We start from the raw sequence: 19,461 nt of genomic DNA, 5'->3' as shown, positions 1-19,461 counted from the left end.
GGGACGGAAGCCTTAGCCTGCGGGCATGACCGCACAGGATGAGGTCCGCTTCCGCCCCTGCCTGGACGATGTCGCGGCTTACAAGCCGGGCCGTCCGCCGGAGCGCACCGACGGCCGCCCGACGTACAAGCTGTCCAGCAACGAGAACCCGTACCCGCCGCTGCCGGGCGTGCTGGCCGCGGCGACGGCCGCTGCCGGGGACATGAACCGGTACCCGGACATGGGTGCGGTCGACCTGCTCGAGGCGCTGTCGGAGCGGTTCGGCGTACCGGTCAGTGATCTCGCGGTCGGGACCGGCTCGGTCGCGGTGCTCTACCACCTGCTGCAGGCGGCGTGCTCCGCCGGCGACGAGGTGATCTACGCGTGGCGGTCGTTCGAGGCGTACCCGATCGCGGTGCAGCTGACCGGCGCGACGTCGGTGCGGGTGCCGCTGACCGAGGACGCGCGGCACGACTTCAAGGCGATGGAAGCCGCGATCACCGACCGAACCCGGGTCGTGCTGGTCTGCACGCCGAACAACCCGACCGGTCCCGTCGTACGCCGGGACGAGCTGCTCGCGTTCTTGGACGTCGTCCCCGCGAACGTGCTGGTGGTGCTCGACGAGGCGTACCGCGAGTTCGTCCGCGAGCCGGACACCGTCGACGGCGCCGAGATCTACCGCGACCGCCCGAACGTGGTCGTGCTGCGCACGTTCTCGAAGGCGTACGGCCTGGCCGGCTTCCGCGTCGGCTACGCGATCGGCCACCCGCCGGTGGTCGCCGCGATCCGCAAGTGCGCCCTCCCCTTCGGCGTCAGCCAGGTCGCCCAGGCCGCCGCGATCGCGTCCATCCACGCCGAGCAGGAACTCCTCGACCGCGTCGAGTCCCTCTGCCACGAACGCCGCCGCGTAGTCGGCGAGCTCCAGGCAGCCGGCTGGGACGTCCCCGAAACCCACGCAAACTTCGTCTGGATGCCGCTAGGCGAGGACACCGTCCCCTTCGCCGAAGCCGTCCAGTCCGAAGGCGTCTCCGTCCGCCCCTTCCCCGGCGAAGGCGCCCGAGTAACCATCGGCGAACCCGAAGCCAACAACCTCTTCCTCCAAGTAGCCCGCACCTGGCGAAAGCCGTAAACCCAGCCGAACCCACCAGTCGATGCCCTGAATCGCGTCAGGGCATCAACCTGGCTCCGCCGCAGAGCGAACCTGCATCCACCAGCGCGGGCTTCCCGCAACCCGCGCAGTACTCCGGCGATCGCCGCACTGGTCTCCAACGGTGATCCGGGGCTCCAGCAGCTCGAGCAGGGCGACCGACCTAGCAACCCGGGGCTGTCCGCTCACACCGCAACCTCGTGCCGCTGCGCGCACACTGCGCACTCCCGGCCGCCGCGGGCTCAGCCGACGCTGACCGGGTCGGCCGCATGGTCGCGGCCTCAGCCTGCACGCCGCCGATGGACGTACGACGCGCGGAGCACCTGGCGCCGGCTGTCGGCGCCAGGTGAGCATTACCTGCCAGACCGGGAACCTGCTCGGCGGGAAGGGGAGGCCTGCGGCGTCTAGTGCGCTCGACGAAGCAACTCCACCGACCGGTGTCGGAGCTGCTCGATCTGGGGCTCGTGCCGCCATCGCCCGGGGCGACCGGCCTAGCACCCGGGGCTGACCGCTCACCACCGCAAGCTCGTGCCGCTGCGCGCACACTACGTACTCCCGGCCGCCGCGGGCTCAGCCGACGCTGACCGGGTCGGCCGCATGGCCGCGGCCTCAGCGGGCGCCGTGGACGCCTTGCAGGGTGAACGACGTGGAGCGACGGTCCCCGCAGCATGTGGCGGGTGCGCTATAGCCTCGGGTGCTGGCCGGTGGAGCCGGCGGGTGACGAGCTGAGGTGGCGACCAGATGGCGACGGGTGAGTCGGCGGAGAACGGGGTCGAGGGCGGCGGGGGTTCGCTGGTGTGGATCTCGGGAGCTTCGGCGGGGATTGGTGAAGCGCTGGCCACCAACCTGCCGTGGGTGGGGTGTCGGGTGGTTGATCTGTCTCGTCGGGGTGGGGGAGCTGCCGAGCACTTTGCGGTGGATTTGGCTGATCCTGCGGAGTGGGGACGCGTTGAGCGGCACTTTGTGGACGAGCTGGAGGGGTTCGACGGGGAGCGGGTGGTGTTCGTGCACAACGCGGGGACTGTTGTGCCGATCGGGTCCGCGGGGGAGGTGGATGCGGCGGCGTACACGCGGGCGGTGCTGTTGAACTCCGCAGCGCCGCAGGTGCTTGGGCGGGCGTTCTTGCGCGCGACGGCCGGGCTGGACTGTGAGAAGCATCTGGTGATGCTCACCTCGGGGGCCGCGAAGAAGGCGTACGCCGGGTGGTCGGCGTACAACGCCGGGAAGGCGGCCGTCGACCACTGGGTGCGGACCGTGGGCCTGGAGCCGAACGGGGTCCGGGTGGTTGCCGTCGCGCCGGGGGTGGTGGACACCGCGATGCAGGGGGAGATCCGGAAGGTCGACGAGCAGGCGTTCCCGTCGGTGGAGCGGTTCCGGGAGCTGAGCCGGACTGGCGGGCTGAGTACGCCGGAGGACGCGGCCGCGGGGATCTGGGCTCTGTTCGACCGGGAGCTGCCCAGCGGATCGGTCGTCGACCTGCGCGATCTGTAGAAGACCCCGGGGACAACAGAAGAACGGCACCGGGAAGGAGTGAGGCTTGCTTCCCGATGCCGTTCTGATGGTGCTACCGAGTCAGTCGCCCCACCGAGGCGACAGTTTCGGGTCCTGCATCACTGACCAGGGAGGATCAGTGGTTCTGGCCGGTCTCCTGCTCGCAGGTCTTCAGCGACTCGACGGCGTTCGCGTCCTGGCCGAGACCCAGCAGGCCGGTCAGGTCCGAAACCGGAACCTGAACGCCAACGGCGTTGACCGGAACATCGTTGTGGCAGACCTGGAACGGGCCGACGTTGTTGTCGGAAACCGACACCAGACCGTCGTCACCGGCGCGGTACCACTTGCCGCCCTTGTGGTTCTGGCCGGCCTCCTGCTCACAGGTCTTCACGGCGGTGGCCGAGTTGCCGTCGTTGGCCAGGCCGACGATGCCGACGATGTCCTTGACCGGAACCTGGACGCCAACGGCGTTGACCGGGATGAAGTTGTCGCACGCCTGGAACGGGCCGACGTTGTTGTCGTCGATCGCGACCAGACCGCCGTCGCGGTCGACGCCGTACCACTTGTGGGCACCCTTGGCGCCGTAGCCCTTGGAGGCCGCGGAGACGGTGTCAGCAAGGCCGCTGTTGGCCTTGGTGTCGTCGATCATGTTCGCGCTGACGACGGTGGCCAGGCCCAGCGTGGCGACGGTCGCCACGGCCGCAGCAGCGGCGATCTTGCGTGTTACCTGCATTATGCGAGGTTTCCTTTCGGGTTTGACGGATTCGTCTTAGTTGGTAACGACGCCTGGTCACCCCGGTTACAAACTTTTTCGTCGAGTTTTGTTTCGGATGGATGAAGACAGGAACTTCTCAGGCGGCAGACCAGTAGATGCCTGACGCCGCAGGGACTGGCCTCTGACCAGGCAACTTGCCGGTAACTGAGGCCGCAGCAGCTTTGGTTGCCGGAGGCGGAAAGTCGTTCCCGCGAGTTCTGGGAGATCGCGTAACCGATCCCCGATTTCCTCGTTGTGTCATCGCGGGAGACGGATCGCCCGGTGATTCATGGAGATTTTCGGTGGGCTCGGTGGCCGTCGAATCGGCAATACCATGATGAATCGGTATGTCGTCGCACTATTGCCGGAGTTCGCGCCGTGTTTTTTCGGGGCACAGCGCGCGACCGGCAACTTTGGACCCGCTGCCGCGCGCATCGGCAGCGGTGGGAGACCCGGGCACCCCATGGGAGCCCGGGTCTTTCCTATTTCCTCCGCGCGCGGACGCCCGCGCGCGCGAGTGGTCTACTCCGCGGGCGGTGCGCCGGCGCCCGACGTGGTCGTCGCGACGGCCGGCCGCCGCTCGGCGGTCACCACCAGAGCCACACCCAGTACGACGACCGCCCCGCCCAGCAGGATCGTCGTCGTGACGTGCTCGCTCAGGATCAGCCAGCCGAGGAACACCGCGACCGCCGGGTTCACGTACGCGTAGGTGCCGATCAGCGAGATCGGCGCGTTCGCCAGCAGGTACGAGTACGCCGTGTACGCGAGCAGCGAGCCGAAGACGACCAGGTAGGCCAGCGCGAACCAGCCCTTCGTGTCGACCGCCCCGAGGTGCAGCCGCGCGGGCTCGCCGCGGAGCACGCCGATCAGGACCATCGCCGTACCGCCGATCGCCATCTCGTACGTCGTGGCGACCAGCGGGTCCTTCGGCAGCCCGAGCCGCGGCGAGAAGCGGGAGCCGACCGCCCAGCTGATCGTGCCGAGCACCAGGATCGCGACCGACAGCGGCTTCGCGCTGGTGTCGCCGCCGGAGATCGACAGCAGGGCCGCGCCGCCGAAGCCGATCAGGACACCGATCCAGGTCAGCACGCGCGGGCGTTCGCCACCGCCGACGCGGAGCAGCATCAGCCACAGCGGTACGGCGGCCACCAGGAGCGCGGCCAGGCCGGACGGCACGGTCTGCTCGGCGATCGCCACCGCGCCGTTGCCGAACGCCAGGAGTAACAGCCCCACGACACCCGAGCCGAGCAGCTCGCGTCGCGTCACCTTGAGTCGGCGCCCGCCGGAGCGGATCGCCAGGAACGTCGCCAGGAGGAGCGCGGCGGCCAGGAAGCGGGAGGCCATCCCGAGCATCGGCGGGATCTTCGCCTCGACCACGATCCGGATCGCCAGGTACGTCGAGCCCCACACGACGTACACGATCGCCAGCGCCGACCAGATCATCGCGGGCGACGCGGTGCGGGCGCCGGGCAGCGCCGGTACGACGGGTGCGGAGGCGGCCATCGGATCTCCTTGTAACCAGTAAAACTGCAAGACGACCCTGACGCTAGTCCGCGGCCGGGCGGGCGGCAAGTGGTTTCCCTGCCACCCGCCGACGGTTTCCTGCCGGGTTCACGCGCCGGACAACCGGCGGTCACCGGCCCCCGCGATCGTGACCGCCAACGTGAGGAGACAGAAGATGCGCTACACCCGGGTACTGATGGCAGGTGTGGTGGTCGCAGCAGCGGTCACTGCACCGGCGGCAGCCACACACCCCCAAGCTCTGACTCAGGTCCGAGCCGTTGCCGAGACCGCGCCGAACTGGGATGACGAAGCAGGCGGTGACGCCAACGCGGACGACCCGGCGATCTGGGTCAACCCGACCCGGCCGGACAGGTCCGTCGTACTGGGCACGCTCAAGAACGGCGGGCTGACGGCGGTCGATCTCACCGGCAAGCAGCTCCAGCACATCGCCACCCCGCCGGCGCCTGAGGAAGGCCAGGAGCCGGGCCGGTTCAACAACGTCGACCTGGTGCAGAACGCCGTACTCGGCGGCCGCCTCAGAGACCTCGCCGTCGTCACCGACCGCGGCCGCGACCAGCTGCGGATCTACTCCGTCGACCGTCGCGGCGCCGACGCCAAGGGCAAGGTGCTCACCGACGTCACCAGCGCCAAGGCTCCGCTCGTCTTCAGCAAGGGCGCCGACGAGGTGCAGGACCAGCGCACGGCGTACGGCGTCGCTGTGCTCGCGGACCCGCTCGGCCCACTGGTTGCCATCACCCGGCGCAGCGAGGCCCGGATCGGCCTGTTCCGCCTGGTCGCCTACGGCGCGAAGGTCACCTACAAACCGGTGACGCAGTGGGACTTCCCGACCAGCTTCAAGCTCCGCAACGGCAGCACCTGGTCGCCCTGCGAGGACCCGGGCGACCGCCCGCAGTTCGAGGGCATGGTCTTCGACCGGACCACCCGCACCCTGTACGCCGCTCAGGAGGACGTCGGCGTCTGGCGCGTCCCGCCGCACGGCAAGCCTGAGCTGCTGGAGAAGGTCCGCGAGTTCGGCCAGCCTGCGGCGTACGACGAAGAGACCGAAGAGTGCGCCCCGACCGGGCCGGCCCAGCCGGACGCCGGCAAGCACCTCAGCGCGGACGCCGAGGGCCTGACCATCGCGTACAAGAACGGTACGAAGACCCTCTACGCCTCGAGCCAGGGCGACTCGACCTTCGCGGCCTACCGGCTCGACGCCCGCGGCCTGACCTACCGGGCCGGCTTCGAGGTCGTCGACGGCAAGGCGGCGGACGGCGTTCAGCACAGCGACGGCGCCGCCGTCACGACCCAGTCGCTGGGCGCGCGGTTCCCGTACGGGCTGCTCGCTGTGCACGACGGCGAGAACACCCCGGGTGACGGTGACCGGGAGGGGACCAATTTCAAACTGGTCCGGCTCGAGCAGTTGCCCTGATCGGTACGAAGCTGTGACACAAAACACTCGGAGCGGGCAGCGGGCGTCACAACGCCCGCTCCGAGCGTGCCGACGCCCCCGGACCTGACCACTGGATGGACTGGTGTCTCAGGGCGGCACGCGTTTCGGTACCGGCGTACGAGTTGGCGTCCAGACAGTTAGCGGAACCACCACCGGCTGGGTACGGTGTCCGGCAAGATGGGCAGTGGTACCAGTGAGGAGGTTCACTGCCGGACGGTGCATCAACCCTGGACCCACGCGGTCCTGTCTGAGAGGCCTCACCCGGCTGGTCAGGCCGGCAGCGTGCAAGTTGCGGTCGCGGCGATCCCGCGCTCGAACCCCCGAGGAGTGCATGTGAGTGAGTCGGTGCCGGGCCTTGCCCCGGAAGTGTTCGCGCCCGTCGAGGCGCCGGTCAGTCCCCCGCAGGCCTCCGAGGAGGTCGAGTTCGTCCAGCTGCTGACGCCCGAAGGTGAGCGCGTCGAGCACCCGGACTACTCGTTCGACCTCGACGACGAGGCGATCAAGGGCTTCTACCGGGACATGACCCTGGTCCGCCGGATCGACACCGAGGCGACCGCGCTGCAGCGCCAGGGCGAGCTGGGCCTGTGGGCCTCGCTGCTCGGCCAGGAGGCGGCCCAGATCGGCTCCGGCCGCGCGCTGAACTCGAAGGACATGGTCTTCCCGACCTACCGCGAGCACGGCGTCGCGTTCTGCCAGGGCGTCAACCCGCTGAACCTGCTCGGCCTGTTCCGCGGGGTCGACCAAGGCGCCTGGGACCCCCGGGACAACAACTTCCACCTCTACACGATCGTGATCGGCGCCCAGACGCTGCACGCGACCGGGTACGCGATGGGCCAGCAGCGCGACCACGCGGTCGGCGACCCGGAGAACGGCGAGGCGACGATCGCGTACTTCGGCGACGGCGCCAGCAGCCAGGGCGACGTGAACGAGGCCTTCATCTACGCCTCGGTGTTCAACGCCCCCGTGGTCTTCTTCTGCCAGAACAACCAGTGGGCGATCTCCGAGCCGATCGACCGGCAGACCCGGATCCCGCTGTACCAGCGCGCGGCCGGCTTCGGTTTCCCCGGCGTCCGCGTCGACGGCAACGACGTCCTCGCGACGTACGCCGTCACGCAGCAGGCGCTGAAGCGGGCGCGTGAGGGCAGCGGCCCGACCCTGGTCGAGGCCTACACGTACCGGATGGGCGCCCACACCACGTCCGACGACCCGACGAAGTACCGCCTGTCGGAGGACCTGGAGTACTGGAAGCTCAAGGACCCGATCGAGCGCGTCAAGGCGTACCTGGCCCGCCAGGCCGGCGTCGAGCACGAGTTCTTCGACGAGGTCGAGGCCGAGGCCGACCAGGTCGCCGCCGAGCTGCGCCAGGGCTGCCTGGCGATGCCGGACCCGGAGCTGACCGACTTCTTCAAGTACGCCTACGTCGACATGCCCGACGAGCTCGCCGAGCAGCGCGACCAGTACGCCGCGTACGCCGCTTCCTTCAACGCAGAGGGCGAGTGAGCCAGATGACGAAGATCAGTCTCGGCAAGGGCATCAACGCGGGCCTGCGGGCCTCGATGGAGAACGACCCCAAGGTGATCATCCTGGGTGAGGACATCGGCAAGCTCGGCGGCGTCTTCCGGGTCACCGAAGGTCTGCAGAAGGACTTCGGCGAGGACCGGGTGATCGACACCCCGCTGGCCGAGTCCGGCATCATCGGGACCGCGGTCGGCCTGGCGCTGCGCGGCTACCGGCCGGTCTGCGAGATCCAGTTCGACGGGTTCGTCTTCCCGGCGTACGACCAGATCATCAACCAGGTCGCCAAGATGCACTACCGGTCGATGGGCAAGCTGCGGATGCCGATCGTGATCCGGATCCCGTTCGGCGGCGGCATCGGCGCGGTCGAGCACCACTCGGAGTCGCCGGAGACGCTGTTCGCGCACATCGCCGGTCTCAAGGTCGTCGCGTGCGGCGATCCGGTCGACGCGTACTGGATGATCCAGCAGGCGATCACCTCCGACGACCCGGTCGTCTTCCTGGAGCCCAAGCGGCGCTACCACGAGAAGGCCGAGCTCGACGAGAGCGTGCCCCCGGCGTACCCGCTGCACAAGGCGAAGGTGGTTCGTGAGGGCACCGACGCGACGCTGTTCTGCTACGGCCCGATGGTGAAGACCTGCCTGCAGGCGGCCGAGGCCGCCGTCGAGGACGGGCGCAACCTGGAGGTCGTCGACCTGCGGACCATCTCGCCGCTGGACCTGCGGACGATCTTCGACTCGGTGAAGAAGACCCGGCGTGCGGTCGTCGTGCACGAGGCGCCGTTCTCGCTCGGCCCTGGCGCGGAGGTCGCGGCGCGGGTCACCGAGGAGTGCTTCTACCACCTCGAGGCGCCGGTGCTCCGGGTCGCCGGGTACGACACTCCCTACCCGCCGTCGCGGATGGAAGAGGAGTACCTGCCCGACCTGGACCGGGTGCTCGACGGTGTCGACCGGGTGATGGGGTACTGATGGGCATCCAGCAGTTCCGCCTCCCCGACGTCGGCGAGGGTCTGGTCGAGGCCGAGATCGTCAGCTGGAAGGTCAAGCCGGGCGACACGGTCAAGCTCAACGACACCGTCGTCGAGATCGAGACCGCCAAGTCGCTGGTCGAGCTGCCGGTGCCGTTCGCCGGCACGGTCGCCGAGCTCCTGGTGCCGGAAGGCGAGACGGTCCCGGTCGGTACGCCGATCATCGCCGTCGAGACCGCCGACGCGACGCCTGGTGATCTGACGCCGCCGGTGACGTCCGGTACGCCGAAGGAAGACCTGGTCCCGGACACCGAGAACGGTGGCACCGGCCGTACGGCGGTGCTCGTCGGCTACGGACCGCGTACGACGGAAGCCAAGCGCCGCCCCCGCAAGGGCGGAGCTCCGGCTGGTGGGGCTCCCGCAGCCGCTGCGCCCGCAGCCCCGGCCGCGCCCGCAGCCCCCGCCGCGGTCGTGCCGCAGGCGGTCCCCGCCCCGGCGCCGGTCGTCCCCGCTCCGGCTCCGGTACCGGCCCCCGCTCCGACTCCGGCCGCCGCAGCGGTTGCTGCAGGCAACGTTCATGTACTGGCCAAGCCCCCGGTCCGCAAGCTGGCCAAGGACCTGGGCATCGACCTGGGCACCGTCAGCGCGACCGGGGTGGGCGGGATCATCACCCGGGCCGACGTGGAGAACCACGTGGCAGGTCCGGCCGGTGCTGGGGTAGGGGAGGCGAGCGTCCCCGGAGGCGACGGCTCCGCCTCGCCGGCTGCGGCGTACGCCGGTGGCGCGCAGTTCGCCGTACGCCCTGGTGCTGGTGACGTGCGGATCCCCGTGAAGGGGGTGCAGAAGGTGATGGCGCAGGCGATGGTGGCCAGTGCGTTCACCGCGCCGCACGTGACCGAGTGGATCACCGTCGACGTCAGCGCGACCATGGACCTGGTCGAGCGGCTGAAGAAGGACAAGGCGTTCAAGGACCTGCGGGTCTCGCCGTTGCTGATCGTCGCGAAGGCGGTCACGCTGGCGGCCCGCCGGACGCCGATCATCAACGCGGCGTGGGACGAGCCGAACCAGGAGATCGTGCTCAAGGGCTCGGTCAACCTCGGCATCGCCGCGGCCACTCCGCGCGGCCTGATCGTGCCGAACATCAAGGGTGCCGAGTCGCTCACCCTGCCCGAGCTGTGCGGCGCCCTGAACGACCTGGTCGCCACCGCCCGCGACGGCAAGACCTCCCCGGCCGACCAGGCCGGCGGGTCGTTCACGATCACCAATGTCGGCGTCTTCGGTGTCGACGCGGGTACGCCGATCATCAACCCGGGTGAGGCCGCGATCCTCGCCTTCGGCGCGGTCCGCAAGCAGCCGTGGGTGGTGGACGACGAGATCGTCCCGCGCTGGATCACCACGCTGGCGCTGTCGTTCGACCACCGCCTGATCGACGGCGAGAAGGGCTCGATCTTCCTCGCCGACGTCGCGAGCATCCTCGAGGACCCGGCTCGCGCGCTGATGTTCTAGAACGCAGTACGACGAACGGCCCGGACGCTGCGTCCGGGCCGTTCGTCGTACAAGGAAAAGAGGGGGTCCCGGGCGGGGGACCCCCTCTTTTCAGTTCAGGTGGTTCACCAGAAGCGCTTGACCGCGTCCAGCGCGTCCGCGATGCCCTCGCCGTAGAAGGCGTTCTTGGCCGTCGTACCGGTGCAGCGAGCGTCCGGCGTCGTCGGGCAGGCGGTGTCGTCGGCCTGGCGCTGCAGGGCCTTCTCCAGGTCGCGCGGGCCCCACCACGGGTGCGCCGACTTCATCAGCGCGGCGACGCCGGCGACGTGCGGGGACGCCATCGAGGTACCGCTCATCGTGCCGTAGCCACCACCGGGCAGCGTCGACAGGATGCTGCTGCCAGGCGCCGCGACGTCGATCGAGCGCAGCCCGAAGTTCGAGAAGCTGCTCTTGACGCCCGCCTGCGTGGTGCTGGCGACGGTGATCACGCCGGGCAGCTCGGTCGGGATGTCCAGGCAGTCGTTGTTGATGTCCCGGGTCACGGCCGAGCTGTCGTTCGGGCTCGAGGTGTCGGTGGTCTTGTTCGACAGGTCGTAGTTCGAGTTGCCCGCCGCGGCGACCGACAGGACGCCCTTCTTGGTCTGGTAGTTCATCGCCCGCCGGACGGCTTCCTGGACCGCGCCCTGGTCACCGTCGTCGTCGCACCAGAACTGCCACGGGTCGATGAAGTAGCTGTGGTTGGTGACGTCCATGTGGTGCTCGGCGGCCCAGACGAAGCCGCAGATCGCGTACTCCGGGTAGATGTACCCGTCGTCGTTCACGACCTTCACCGAGGCGATCTTCACGCCCGGCGCGACGCCGACGATGCCGATCCCGTTGCGGGCGGCGGCGATCGTGCCGGCCACGTGGGTGCCGTGCGCGCTGGTGGTCGGACGCCAGGCGCCCGCCGTCCGGTCCGGGACGCCGTTGCCGGTGCAGTTGACCGAGTTCTTCGCGTCGAAGTTCGGTGCGAGGTCCGGGTGGGTGTCGTCGACACCGCTGTCGGTGACGCCGACCAGGACGCGCTTGGAGCCGTCGGTGATCTTGTGCGCCTGGTCCGCCTTGATCTGGACCATGTCCCACTGCTTGGTCTCGTCCGGATCCGGTACGACGGTGGCCTCGCCGGCGTTCAGGCCCTTGGCCGCGGCCTTCTTCGCCGTACCGACCGGGCCCTCGGACACGGCAGCGGTCCGGGTCGCGCCGACCGACTGCACCTCACGGCCGTTGCGGCCCTGGCGGACGTCGGTCCGGAAGTCCGGGTTGGTCGACTGCGCGATCACGACACCGAGCTGGTCGTACGACGAGACGACGGTGCCGCCGGCGGCCTTGACGGCCTGCTCGACCTTCTTGACGTGCAGCTTGGTGGCCTTGGTGTTGACCACGTAGTTCATCAGGATGCCGGGCTCGGCCGCGGCGGCGGTGCTGGTCGAGGGTGCGAACGGGGTCGCCTCGGCGGCGGTCGCGGCACCGGCGGTGGTGAACGCCAGGGCGGCCACCGCCAGACCGGCGCTCAGCCGGCGGGTACGTGAGCTTCGGGACACACTCTCTCCTCAAGACACAGAGCGAAACGGGACGGCAACGCTCCGGTGAGCCTAGATCGGATTGCCCGCCGCGCCCACCACCCCGGCCAGGACAGGGGAAACCCCGCACGCTTATCCACAGCTTTATCCACAGAATGTGGATCAAACAGTCGAGTGATAAGATAGATACAACAGAGATACCAGTCGTATGTGAGGAGAGTCGTGGCAAGCGGGGTACCCGGCGAGCAGCCGGTGCTGGGGGACGAGACAGCAGAGATCGCGCGCGTGGTCGCCGAAGCCGGGCCGGGGGTGGAGAAGATCCCGGCCGCGGAACGCGTGTACGCGTACGTGAAGGCCGCGATCCTGGACCGGGCCTACCCGGGCGGTGAGCTGCTCACCGAGGGTGAGCTGGCCACGGCGGTGGGAGTTTCCCGTACGCCGGTGCGCGAGGCGCTGCTGCGGCTGGAGGAGTCCGGCCTGGTCAAGCTCTACCCGAAGAAGGGCGCGCTGGTCCTGCCGGTGCTGCCGCAGGAGATCAACGACGTTCTGGAAGCCCGCGAGCTGCTCGAGACCCACGCGGCCTCGAAGGTCTGGCCGCGGCGCAAGCAGCTGATCGAGGCGCTGACCGCGAAGGTCGACGAGATGCGCGCGCACCGCAAGGCGGGCGACGCGAAGAGCTTCCTGGAGGCCGACCGGGCCTTCCACGAGGCGATCGTCGGCGCCGCCGGGAACGAGATCCTCGCCAAGCTCTACAACAGCCTGCGCGACCGTCAGGTCCGGATGGGCGTGCCGGGCATCGAGGTCATGCCGGCCCGGATGGACAAGTCGATCGTCGCGCACACCGAGATGATCGAGGCGCTCGGCGGCAACAGCGTGAAGCGGTTCCGCGAGCTGGTCGTGTCCCACATCGAGGTCGCCGCGGCGGATCTGCGAGGGGTGCGGTGACCGAGCTCCTCTTCCCCCTGGGCGGTCGGCGAGCCTGGGCGGTGTGGGCGGCTGCCGTCTTCACCTACCTGGTGACCGTGCTGCACCGCGGCTCGATGAGCGTCGCGGGCCTGCAGGCGGCCGAACGCTTCCACATCTCCGCCTCGGCGCTGGCCAGCTTCACCGTCGTACAGCTCACTGTGTACGCCGCGATGCAGGTCCCGGTCGGCATCCTGCTCGACCGGTACGGCTCGAAGCGGCTGCTGATCACCGCGTCGGGTCTGCTCTTCCTGGCCCAGTCTGCGTTCAGCCTCGTCGACTCCTACCCGGCCGCCCTCGCGGCCCGGGCGGTGCTCGGCGTCGGCGACGCGCTGGTCTTCATCAGCGTGCTCCGGGTGGTGATGTCCTGGTTCCCCGCGCTGCGTCAGCCGGTGATGTCGCAGGCCACCGGGATGCTCGGCGGCATCGGCGCGATCGTCTCGACGGTCCCGATGGCCGCGGCCTTCCACGCTTTCGGCTGGACCGGCACGTTCGCCGGCGCCAGCGTGCTCAGCCTGGTCACCGGCGTCGCCGTACTGTTCCTGATCAAGGACACCCCGTACGACGAACCGCTGCACCGCGCGAAGCAGTCGCTCACCGAGGTCCGCCACAACCTGCGCCGCGCCTGGCGCGAGCCGGGCACGCGGCTCGGCCTGTGGACGCACTTCACCACGAGCTTCTCCGGCTCCACCTTCGGCCTGCTCTGGGGGTACCCGTTCCTCGTCCGCGGACAGGGACTCTCCCCGACGACGGCCGCGTCGCTGCTGATCCTGCCGGTCCTCGCCGGCCTGTTCTACGGCCCGCTGGTCGGCCGGTACGCCGCGCGCTTCCCGTTCTACCGGTCCTGGATCGTGCTGGCCGTGATCACCGGGTCGGTGCTGATGTGGACCGTCGTGCTGGTCTGGCCGGGGCAGGCGCCGATGCCGGTGCTGTTGCTGCTGATCGTCGTACAGGCTGCTGGTGGTCCGGGGTCGATGCTCGGGCTGGACTACGCCCGGACGTTCAACCCGTCGACCCGCTTCGGCGCCGCGAACGGGATGGTCAACACCGGCGGCTTCATCGCGACGCTGATCTGCATCGGCATGGTCGGGATCCTGCTGGACGTGTCGTCTGGTGGCGCTCCGCAGGAGATCGGCGACTTCAAGTTCGCGCTCGCCTTCCAGTACGTGCTGTGGGCGATCGGGACGCGGCAGATCCTGAAGTACCGGCGCAAGGCGCGAGGCCACCTGGCCCGGTACAACCCGGAGGCGTACCAGGCACTGCTCGCCAACCGGATCATGCCGCTCAAGGGCTGATCCCAGGGCTGCGACAGCGGGCTGACACGGGCTCTCAGCCCGCTGCCAGGGCGGTGCCAGCGGGGGAGTGGACTGTGGTTCCCAGAGACACGAAGTCATCTGGAGGAACCGAATGTCCACATCGAACCAGCCCGCCATCCTGGCGGAAGGCCTGGTCAAGAAATATGGCAGCACGATCGCGCTGGACGGCGTCGACCTGACCGTGCCGACCGGCACCGTGCTCGGCGTCCTGGGACCGAACGGCGCGGGCAAGACCACCGCCGTCCGGATCCTCGGCACGCTGCTGCAGCCGGACGCCGGGCACGCGACGGTCGGCGGGTTCGACGTGGTCAAGGAGGCTGCCCGGGTCCGCGAGATCATCGGCCTGACCGGGCAGTACGCCTCGGTCGACGAGGACATGTCCGGCCGCCGCAACCTGGTCATGATCGGCCGGCTGATCGGGATGTCCCGCCTGGAGTCCAAGAGCCGCGCCGACGAGCTGCTCGAGCGCTTCGAGCTGACCGACGCCGGCGACCGGATCGCCAAGACCTACTCCGGCGGTATGCGCCGCCGGCTGGACCTGGCCGCGAGCCTGGTCGGCAACCCGAGCATCCTCTACCTGGACGAGCCGACCACCGGACTCGACCCGCACGCCCGCAACGGTGTCTGGGACACCATCCGCAACCTGGTCCTCGACGGTACGACGGTGCTGCTGACCACGCAGTACCTGGAGGAGGCCGACGCACTGGCCGACTCGATCATGGTCTTCGACAAGGGCCGGGTCGTCGCCGCCGGGCGTCCGGCCGAGCTCAAGGCGCAGGCCGGCAAGCAGTCGCTCGACGTCAGCCCGGCCGAGCCGGGTCACCTGGAGCGGGTCGCCGCGATCGTTGCGGAGTCGACCGGCACCCGGCCCACCGTCGACGTCGTCAACGCCCGGGTCAGCGTGCCGGTGAGTGACGGGTCGTCGATGCCGGTCGTCGTACGACGGCTGGACGAGGCCGGCATCGCCGTCACCGAGCTGTCCCTGCGGCTGCCCAGCCTGGACGAGGTCTTCCTCGCCCTGACCGGCCACACCGCCGAAGAAGAGTCCACCGCAGTCCTGGAAGGAGCGGGCCGATGAGCACCGCAACCCTCACACCCACCGGCTCGTCGCAGCCGCAGCACGCCGTACGGCGGAACAGCCCGTTCGCCTGGGTCCCGCAGAGCCTGACCCTGGCCTGGCGCAACATCGTCCGGATCCGGCAGAACCCCGAGGCGCTGGCCGACGTCACGTTCCAGCCGATCATCTTCCTGCTGCTGTTCCTGTTCGTCTTCGGCGGCGCGATCAGCGGTCAGGCCGGCGGGACCTGGCACGACTACCTGCCGTTCCTGCTGCCGGGCGTGCTCGTGCAGTCGGTGGTGTTCTCGACGCTGGGCACCGGCGTCGGACTGAACGACGACTTCGCCAAGGGCGTCTTCGACCGCTTCCGCAGCCTGCCGATCGCCCGGGTGGCGCCGCTGGTCGGCGCGGTGCTGGGCGACGCGATCCGCTACCTGACCTCGATCGTGATCCTGATGGTCACCGGCTTCGCGCTCGGCTTCCGCTTCGAGAACGGCGTCGGCAACGGTCTGCTCGCCCTCCTGCTGGTGCTGGCCTTCGCGCTGTCGCTGTGCTGGGTGTGGGTCTGGCTCGGGCTCAAGCTCAAGACCGCGCAGGGCGTCCAGGGCATCGCGTTCCTGGTGATGTTCCCGCTGACCTTCGGCAGCAACATCTTCGTCCAGACCAGCACGCTGCCGGGCTTCCTGCAGTCGTGGACCAAGATCAACCCGATCACCTACCTGGCCGACTCGATGCGCGGCCTGATGCTCGGCGGCGACCTGCAGAAGCCGCTGCTGATCACGCTGGCCTGGATGGTCGGCCTGGTCGCGGTCTTCGCCCCGCTGGCGATCCGCGCCTACCGCAAGCGCACCTGACCCACCGAACCGCAGAAGGGCCGGAGCGAGGGGCTCCGGCCCTTCTGCCGTGTTCAGCTCGCGATCGGTGTCGTCTGGGCGAGCAGGATCGACCACTCGCCGTCGACCCGCGCACACACGTAGGTGAGCGCGCCGGTCAGCGGCAGGGCGCCCGGTTCAGCTCCCGGGCGCCGGTCGTCGATGGTCTTGATGCAGCTGGCCACAGCCAGGTCCGGGACCGGGAAGCGGACATCGACGACCTCCGTCGTCGTCAGCACATCCTGCAGCGGCGAGGCCAGTGCGGCGACCATCGCCTCCTGGATCGCCTCCCGGCCGAGGACCCGGCGTCCCGCCACGTTCACCAGCACGGCCTGCTGGTGGTGCAGCGGGACCAGGTCGGCCGCCGAGAGTTGGGCCTCGTGAGCGGCCCGCACCAGCGCCCGGACCTGGGCCTCGTCGGTTTCAGTTGTGAGAGTCATGCGGACAGCGTCGTACCTCAAGGGAAGTTGAGGTCAACAGGTGGACGGCGCCTTGATCCCGGCGAAGCGGGCGCTCAGGTAGGCGACCGCGGCGGGGCCGCCGGTCACCGCGAGGACGTTGTGCTCGCTGAGGTAGTCGGTGTAGAAGGCAACCCTTGTTCCCTTCGCGCACCAGGCGTCGTTGAGCGCCTTGCCGACCGCCCACGGGATCAGCTCGTCGAACTTCGAGTGGTACAGGTAGACCGGCGCCTTCGGTGCCTTGGTGCCCATCTTGTTCTTCGCCAGCACCTCGCGCGCGACCGGCTCGTTCAGCGGGTCGGCCGCATCGCTGTACTGCTTGACGCTCTTGAACGCGTACAGCACCTCCTCGGTGACGCACAGGTCGTCCATCGCGGCGATCAACTGGTTGCCCTTGGCATTGAAAATCCCGAGCAGCTCCGGGTACTCGCGACTGACACCGATCGCCGCCGCCAGGAACAGCCCCGAGAACGGCCCGCCGTCCATCTGGCGTCCGGCCGCCCCCAGGTCGGCCGGAGTGCCACCGGAGGTGACGCCCGCGACGTTCAGTTCCGGCGCGTACGACGGCTGCAGCTCCGCCGCCCAACCGGTCGCCAGACCGCCGCCGGAGTAGCCCCACAGCCCGACCTTCGTCTGCGCGGTCAACCCGGCCTCGGGCGAAGCGAGCGTGGCGCGGACGCCGTCCAGCACGGCGTGCCCTTCCATCCGCCCGGCGCCGTACGCGTCACGCGGTCCCTGGTAGTCGGTGACCACGACGGCCCAGCCCTTGGCCAGACCGAGCGCGAGCAGCGGGATCTCCTTCTCCAGCCCGGTCCGCAGCGTGTACGACGGGTTGCACTGGTCGCCGAGCGAGTCCGTCGCCGGCTGGTACGACAGCAGCGGCCGAGCGCCGCCCGGGTAGGCGGTGAGCGGGACGATGACCGTCGACACCACGGTGACCGGCCGGTCCTTCGCGTCGGTGCTGCGCGACTGCACCTGGAACGCCTTCACCGGAAGGGGAATCCCGAGCCCGGTCACCGTGACCGGTCGCTTCTTCAGGACCGCTCCCGGCTCCTTCGACTCGTAGCCGGGGGCGGGTTGGTAGAAGGCGTCCTGGTCCGGCTCCGGGATCGGAGCGGCCGAGGCCTGTGGGACGTTGACCAGCAGGCCGGCGATCAGTGATCCGGCGAGCAGGGCGAGCGTGGTTCTCTTCATGGGGCGGCTCCGTTCAAAGCGCGGCGATCGACTTTCCCGGTGGCAGTACGTGGCAGCTCGTCGAGGAAGAGCACCTCACGAGGAACCTTGAAACGGGCCAGATGGTTACGCACGTGCGCGCGAATCTCTTCGGCGTCGAGCTCGGCGCCCGCGGCCGGTACGACGTACAGGCGCAGCCGCTGGCCGAAGTCGTCGTCCGGTACGCCGACCGACGCGACCTCGGCGACCCCCGGCATCGCCTCGACCAGGTCCTCGACCTCGCCGGGGAACACGTTCTCGCCGCCGGACACGATCATGTCGTCGCTGCGCCCGTCGACGAACAACCGTCCCGCCGCGTCGAAGTGCCCGAGGTCGCCGGTGCTGAGCAGCCCGTCGACGACGTCCTTGCTTCCGCCGTCGCTGTACCCGCCGAAGCTGAGCCCGTTGCCCGCGAAGATCCGGCCGGTCGTACCGGGCGCGGTGATCGGGCGGTCGGCGTCGTCGTACAGGCGAACGCGGCAACCGACGGGCGGCAGTCCTGTCGTCCCGGGCGCCGCGAGCCAGTCGCTCGGCGTCGCGACGGTGGCGACCGCGCATTCTGTGGAGCCGTAGAGGTTGTGCAGCACCGGGCCGAACCGGTCGATCACCCGGTTGCCCAGGTCGGTCGGCAGCAACGCGCCCGCGCTCATGATGATCCGCAGCGACGACGTGTCGAAGGATCGGTCGACCGCGAGCATCCGCTGCAGCATCGTCGGTACGACGATCAGTGCCGTCGACCGCTCCCGCTCGACGGTCCGCAGCGTCGCGACCGGGTCGAACCGCCGCCGCAGCACAACGGTCGCCCCGAGCGCGAACGCCATGATGAACTGCGTCAGCGCGGTCCCGTGGAACAGCGGCGCCGCCAGCTGCACGACGTCCCCCCGCCGCAACGGCACCCGATCCAGGAACTGCGCCGCCACCAACGGCGACCGCACCACCCGCGGAGCCCCCTTAGGCGTCCCGGTGGTCCCACCCGTCAGCAACACCAACCCACCCTGCCGCCGAGGCCAGGGCAACGAACTCGCGCCTGCCCCCTCCGCACCCCGCCGCCGAGGCCAGGGCAACGAACTCGCGCCCGCCCCCTCTGCACCCCGCCGCCGAGGCGGCGTCCCCTCCACCGGAAGCCTCAGCCCACTCCAAGTACCAGCCAGCAACTCGTCGAACTCGTCGTCGTACACCAGCCCGCCCACACCCTCACGCCGTACGACGTCCGCCAGCTGCACCCCGCTGAATCCCGTGTTCAGCAACACCAACCGAGCCCCAAGCTTGCCCGCGGCAACCATCGCCTCGATCGCCCCACGATGCCCCCGGCACAACACTCCAACCCCATCACCAACAGCCAACCCGGCATCGACCCACTCGAGAGCCAGCGCCGTAGCCCGCCGTTCCAACTCCCCGTACGTCAGCCGCCCACTCTCGTCGATCACAGCCACCGCATCAGGCGCCCGCCAAGCCGCCGCCTGCGCCGCTCCGGCGATCGGCCCCAACCGCCGGATCGCCCGCGCCTTCCGCGCCGCGAGCACCGGACGCCCCAGCTCGACCATCCCGGCACCGCGCAGCACACCGACCGCGCGCACCTTCTCCGTGATCCGCATCAGCGCCTCCACGACGGCAAGTGAAAAGCTTGGTTTTCACTTAAACCCACCAGTAATTTAGACACTCGATAACTAGCTGACAAGACCTTGCTCTGAGTGACTAAGATGAGCGGGTCACGCACGGGGTAGCGACAA

General features: G+C 69.5%; 16 protein-coding genes. 10 read left to right on the top strand and 6 right to left on the bottom strand.

Going from position 1 to position 19,461, the window contains the following annotated elements; translation table 11 throughout:
* Positions 1–25 precede the first annotated feature (25 nt).
* Together hisC and ACYVIO_RS04965 are read left to right on the top strand one after the other, a co-directional pair.
* Positions 26–1,108 carry a histidinol-phosphate transaminase gene (gene hisC / locus ACYVIO_RS04970; protein ID WP_460649443.1) on the top strand — a complete coding sequence of 361 codons (1,083 nt, stop codon included), beginning with the start codon at positions 26–28 and terminating at the stop codon, positions 1,106–1,108.
* 759 nt (positions 1,109–1,867) lie between these two features.
* The gene (locus ACYVIO_RS04965) at positions 1,868–2,617 is read left to right on the top strand and encodes an SDR family NAD(P)-dependent oxidoreductase (RefSeq protein WP_460649442.1); all 750 of its coding nucleotides are present in this window, start codon (positions 1,868–1,870) and stop codon (positions 2,615–2,617) included.
* A gap of 136 nt (positions 2,618–2,753) precedes the next feature.
* Here ACYVIO_RS04965 and ACYVIO_RS04960 read toward each other — a convergent pair whose 3' ends face one another.
* Positions 2,754–3,350 carry a hypothetical protein gene (locus tag ACYVIO_RS04960; RefSeq protein ID WP_460649441.1) on the bottom strand — a complete coding sequence of 199 codons (597 nt, stop codon included), beginning with the start codon at positions 3,348–3,350 and terminating at the stop codon, positions 2,754–2,756.
* Positions 3,351–3,893: 543 nt separating this feature from the next.
* Positions 3,894–4,874, bottom strand: a complete 981-nt coding sequence (locus ACYVIO_RS04955) for an EamA family transporter (RefSeq protein WP_460649440.1) — start codon at positions 4,872–4,874, stop codon at positions 3,894–3,896.
* 175 nt (positions 4,875–5,049) lie between these two features.
* Between ACYVIO_RS04955 and ACYVIO_RS04950 the strand changes: the two genes are divergently transcribed.
* From ACYVIO_RS04950 to ACYVIO_RS04935, 4 genes are all read left to right on the top strand, one after another.
* Positions 5,050–6,306 carry a phytase gene (locus tag ACYVIO_RS04950; RefSeq protein WP_460649439.1) on the top strand — a complete coding sequence of 419 codons (1,257 nt, stop codon included), beginning with the start codon at positions 5,050–5,052 and terminating at the stop codon, positions 6,304–6,306.
* Between the two features lie 354 nt (positions 6,307–6,660).
* Complete coding sequence (pdhA, locus tag ACYVIO_RS04945; protein WP_460649438.1) at positions 6,661–7,827, top strand: pyruvate dehydrogenase (acetyl-transferring) E1 component subunit alpha; 1,167 nt, start codon at positions 6,661–6,663, stop codon at positions 7,825–7,827.
* A gap of 5 nt (positions 7,828–7,832) precedes the next feature.
* Positions 7,833–8,810 carry an alpha-ketoacid dehydrogenase subunit beta gene (locus ACYVIO_RS04940; protein ID WP_460649437.1) on the top strand — a complete coding sequence of 326 codons (978 nt, stop codon included), beginning with the start codon at positions 7,833–7,835 and terminating at the stop codon, positions 8,808–8,810.
* Positions 8,810–10,315 carry a dihydrolipoamide acetyltransferase family protein gene (locus ACYVIO_RS04935; RefSeq protein WP_460649436.1) on the top strand — a complete coding sequence of 502 codons (1,506 nt, stop codon included), beginning with the start codon at positions 8,810–8,812 and terminating at the stop codon, positions 10,313–10,315. The genes ACYVIO_RS04940 and ACYVIO_RS04935 overlap by 1 nt, the downstream gene beginning before the upstream one ends.
* 104 nt (positions 10,316–10,419) lie before the next feature.
* Here the strand turns inward: ACYVIO_RS04935 and ACYVIO_RS04930 are convergent, their stop codons facing one another.
* On the bottom strand, positions 10,420–11,874 hold the full coding sequence (locus ACYVIO_RS04930; protein ID WP_460649435.1) for a S8 family peptidase: 1,455 nt from the start codon (positions 11,872–11,874) through the stop codon (positions 10,420–10,422).
* A gap of 201 nt (positions 11,875–12,075) precedes the next feature.
* Here ACYVIO_RS04930 and ACYVIO_RS04925 point away from each other — a divergent pair, with 201 nt between their 5' ends.
* From ACYVIO_RS04925 to ACYVIO_RS04910, 4 genes are all read left to right on the top strand, one after another.
* A complete protein-coding gene (locus ACYVIO_RS04925) occupies positions 12,076–12,798 on the top strand; it encodes a GntR family transcriptional regulator (protein ID WP_460649434.1) in 723 nt (240 codons plus the stop codon).
* Positions 12,795–14,111, top strand: a complete 1,317-nt coding sequence (locus ACYVIO_RS04920; protein WP_460649433.1) for an MFS transporter — start codon at positions 12,795–12,797, stop codon at positions 14,109–14,111. The genes ACYVIO_RS04925 and ACYVIO_RS04920 overlap by 4 nt, the downstream gene beginning before the upstream one ends.
* Before the next feature lie 112 nt (positions 14,112–14,223).
* The gene (locus ACYVIO_RS04915; RefSeq protein WP_460649432.1) at positions 14,224–15,210 is read left to right on the top strand and encodes an ATP-binding cassette domain-containing protein; all 987 of its coding nucleotides are present in this window, start codon (positions 14,224–14,226) and stop codon (positions 15,208–15,210) included.
* Positions 15,207–16,043 (top strand): ABC transporter permease, encoded by an 837-nt coding sequence (locus ACYVIO_RS04910; RefSeq protein WP_460649431.1) that lies wholly within the window; start codon positions 15,207–15,209, stop codon positions 16,041–16,043. Before ACYVIO_RS04915 ends, ACYVIO_RS04910 begins: the two co-directional genes overlap by 4 nt.
* A gap of 53 nt (positions 16,044–16,096) precedes the next feature.
* Here ACYVIO_RS04910 and ACYVIO_RS04905 read toward each other — a convergent pair whose 3' ends face one another.
* Genes ACYVIO_RS04905 through ACYVIO_RS04895 form a run of 3 tightly spaced genes read right to left on the bottom strand, consistent with a single transcriptional unit; the run spans position 16,097 to position 19,326 of the window.
* On the bottom strand, positions 16,097–16,501 hold the full coding sequence (locus ACYVIO_RS04905; protein WP_460649430.1) for an SgcJ/EcaC family oxidoreductase: 405 nt from the start codon (positions 16,499–16,501) through the stop codon (positions 16,097–16,099).
* A gap of 33 nt (positions 16,502–16,534) precedes the next feature.
* Entirely contained in the window at positions 16,535–17,713 is a 1,179-nt protein-coding gene (locus ACYVIO_RS04900; RefSeq protein ID WP_460649429.1) for a lipase family protein, read from the bottom strand.
* A complete protein-coding gene (locus ACYVIO_RS04895; protein ID WP_460649428.1) occupies positions 17,710–19,326 on the bottom strand; it encodes an AMP-binding protein in 1,617 nt (538 codons plus the stop codon). Before ACYVIO_RS04895 ends, ACYVIO_RS04900 begins: the two co-directional genes overlap by 4 nt.
* Between the last annotated feature and the right edge of the window lie 135 nt (positions 19,327–19,461).

It is taken from the genome of Kribbella endophytica (genome assembly GCF_054781295.1).
Note: the sequence above shows the minus strand (reverse complement) of the source record. Positions and strands in the feature narration are given on the sequence as shown.

Excerpts from the sequence above, each read along its gene's own strand:
- hisC (WP_460649443.1), top strand. The coding sequence starts at position 26 with ATGACCGCACAGGATGAGGTCCGCTTCCGCCCCTGCCTGGACGATGTC.
- ACYVIO_RS04965 (WP_460649442.1), top strand. The coding sequence starts at position 1,868 with ATGGCGACGGGTGAGTCGGCGGAGAACGGGGTCGAGGGCGGCGGGGGT.
- ACYVIO_RS04960 (WP_460649441.1), bottom strand. The coding sequence starts at position 3,350 with ATGCAGGTAACACGCAAGATCGCCGCTGCTGCGGCCGTGGCGACCGTC.
- ACYVIO_RS04955 (WP_460649440.1), bottom strand. The coding sequence starts at position 4,874 with ATGGCCGCCTCCGCACCCGTCGTACCGGCGCTGCCCGGCGCCCGCACC.
- ACYVIO_RS04950 (WP_460649439.1), top strand. The coding sequence starts at position 5,050 with ATGCGCTACACCCGGGTACTGATGGCAGGTGTGGTGGTCGCAGCAGCG.
- ACYVIO_RS04940 (WP_460649437.1), top strand. The coding sequence starts at position 7,833 with ATGACGAAGATCAGTCTCGGCAAGGGCATCAACGCGGGCCTGCGGGCC.
- ACYVIO_RS04935 (WP_460649436.1), top strand. The coding sequence starts at position 8,810 with ATGGGCATCCAGCAGTTCCGCCTCCCCGACGTCGGCGAGGGTCTGGTC.
- ACYVIO_RS04915 (WP_460649432.1), top strand. The coding sequence starts at position 14,224 with ATGTCCACATCGAACCAGCCCGCCATCCTGGCGGAAGGCCTGGTCAAG.
- ACYVIO_RS04910 (WP_460649431.1), top strand. The coding sequence starts at position 15,207 with ATGAGCACCGCAACCCTCACACCCACCGGCTCGTCGCAGCCGCAGCAC.
- ACYVIO_RS04905 (WP_460649430.1), bottom strand. The coding sequence starts at position 16,501 with ATGACTCTCACAACTGAAACCGACGAGGCCCAGGTCCGGGCGCTGGTG.
- ACYVIO_RS04900 (WP_460649429.1), bottom strand. The coding sequence starts at position 17,713 with ATGAAGAGAACCACGCTCGCCCTGCTCGCCGGATCACTGATCGCCGGC.
- ACYVIO_RS04895 (WP_460649428.1), bottom strand. The coding sequence starts at position 19,326 with ATGCGGATCACGGAGAAGGTGCGCGCGGTCGGTGTGCTGCGCGGTGCC.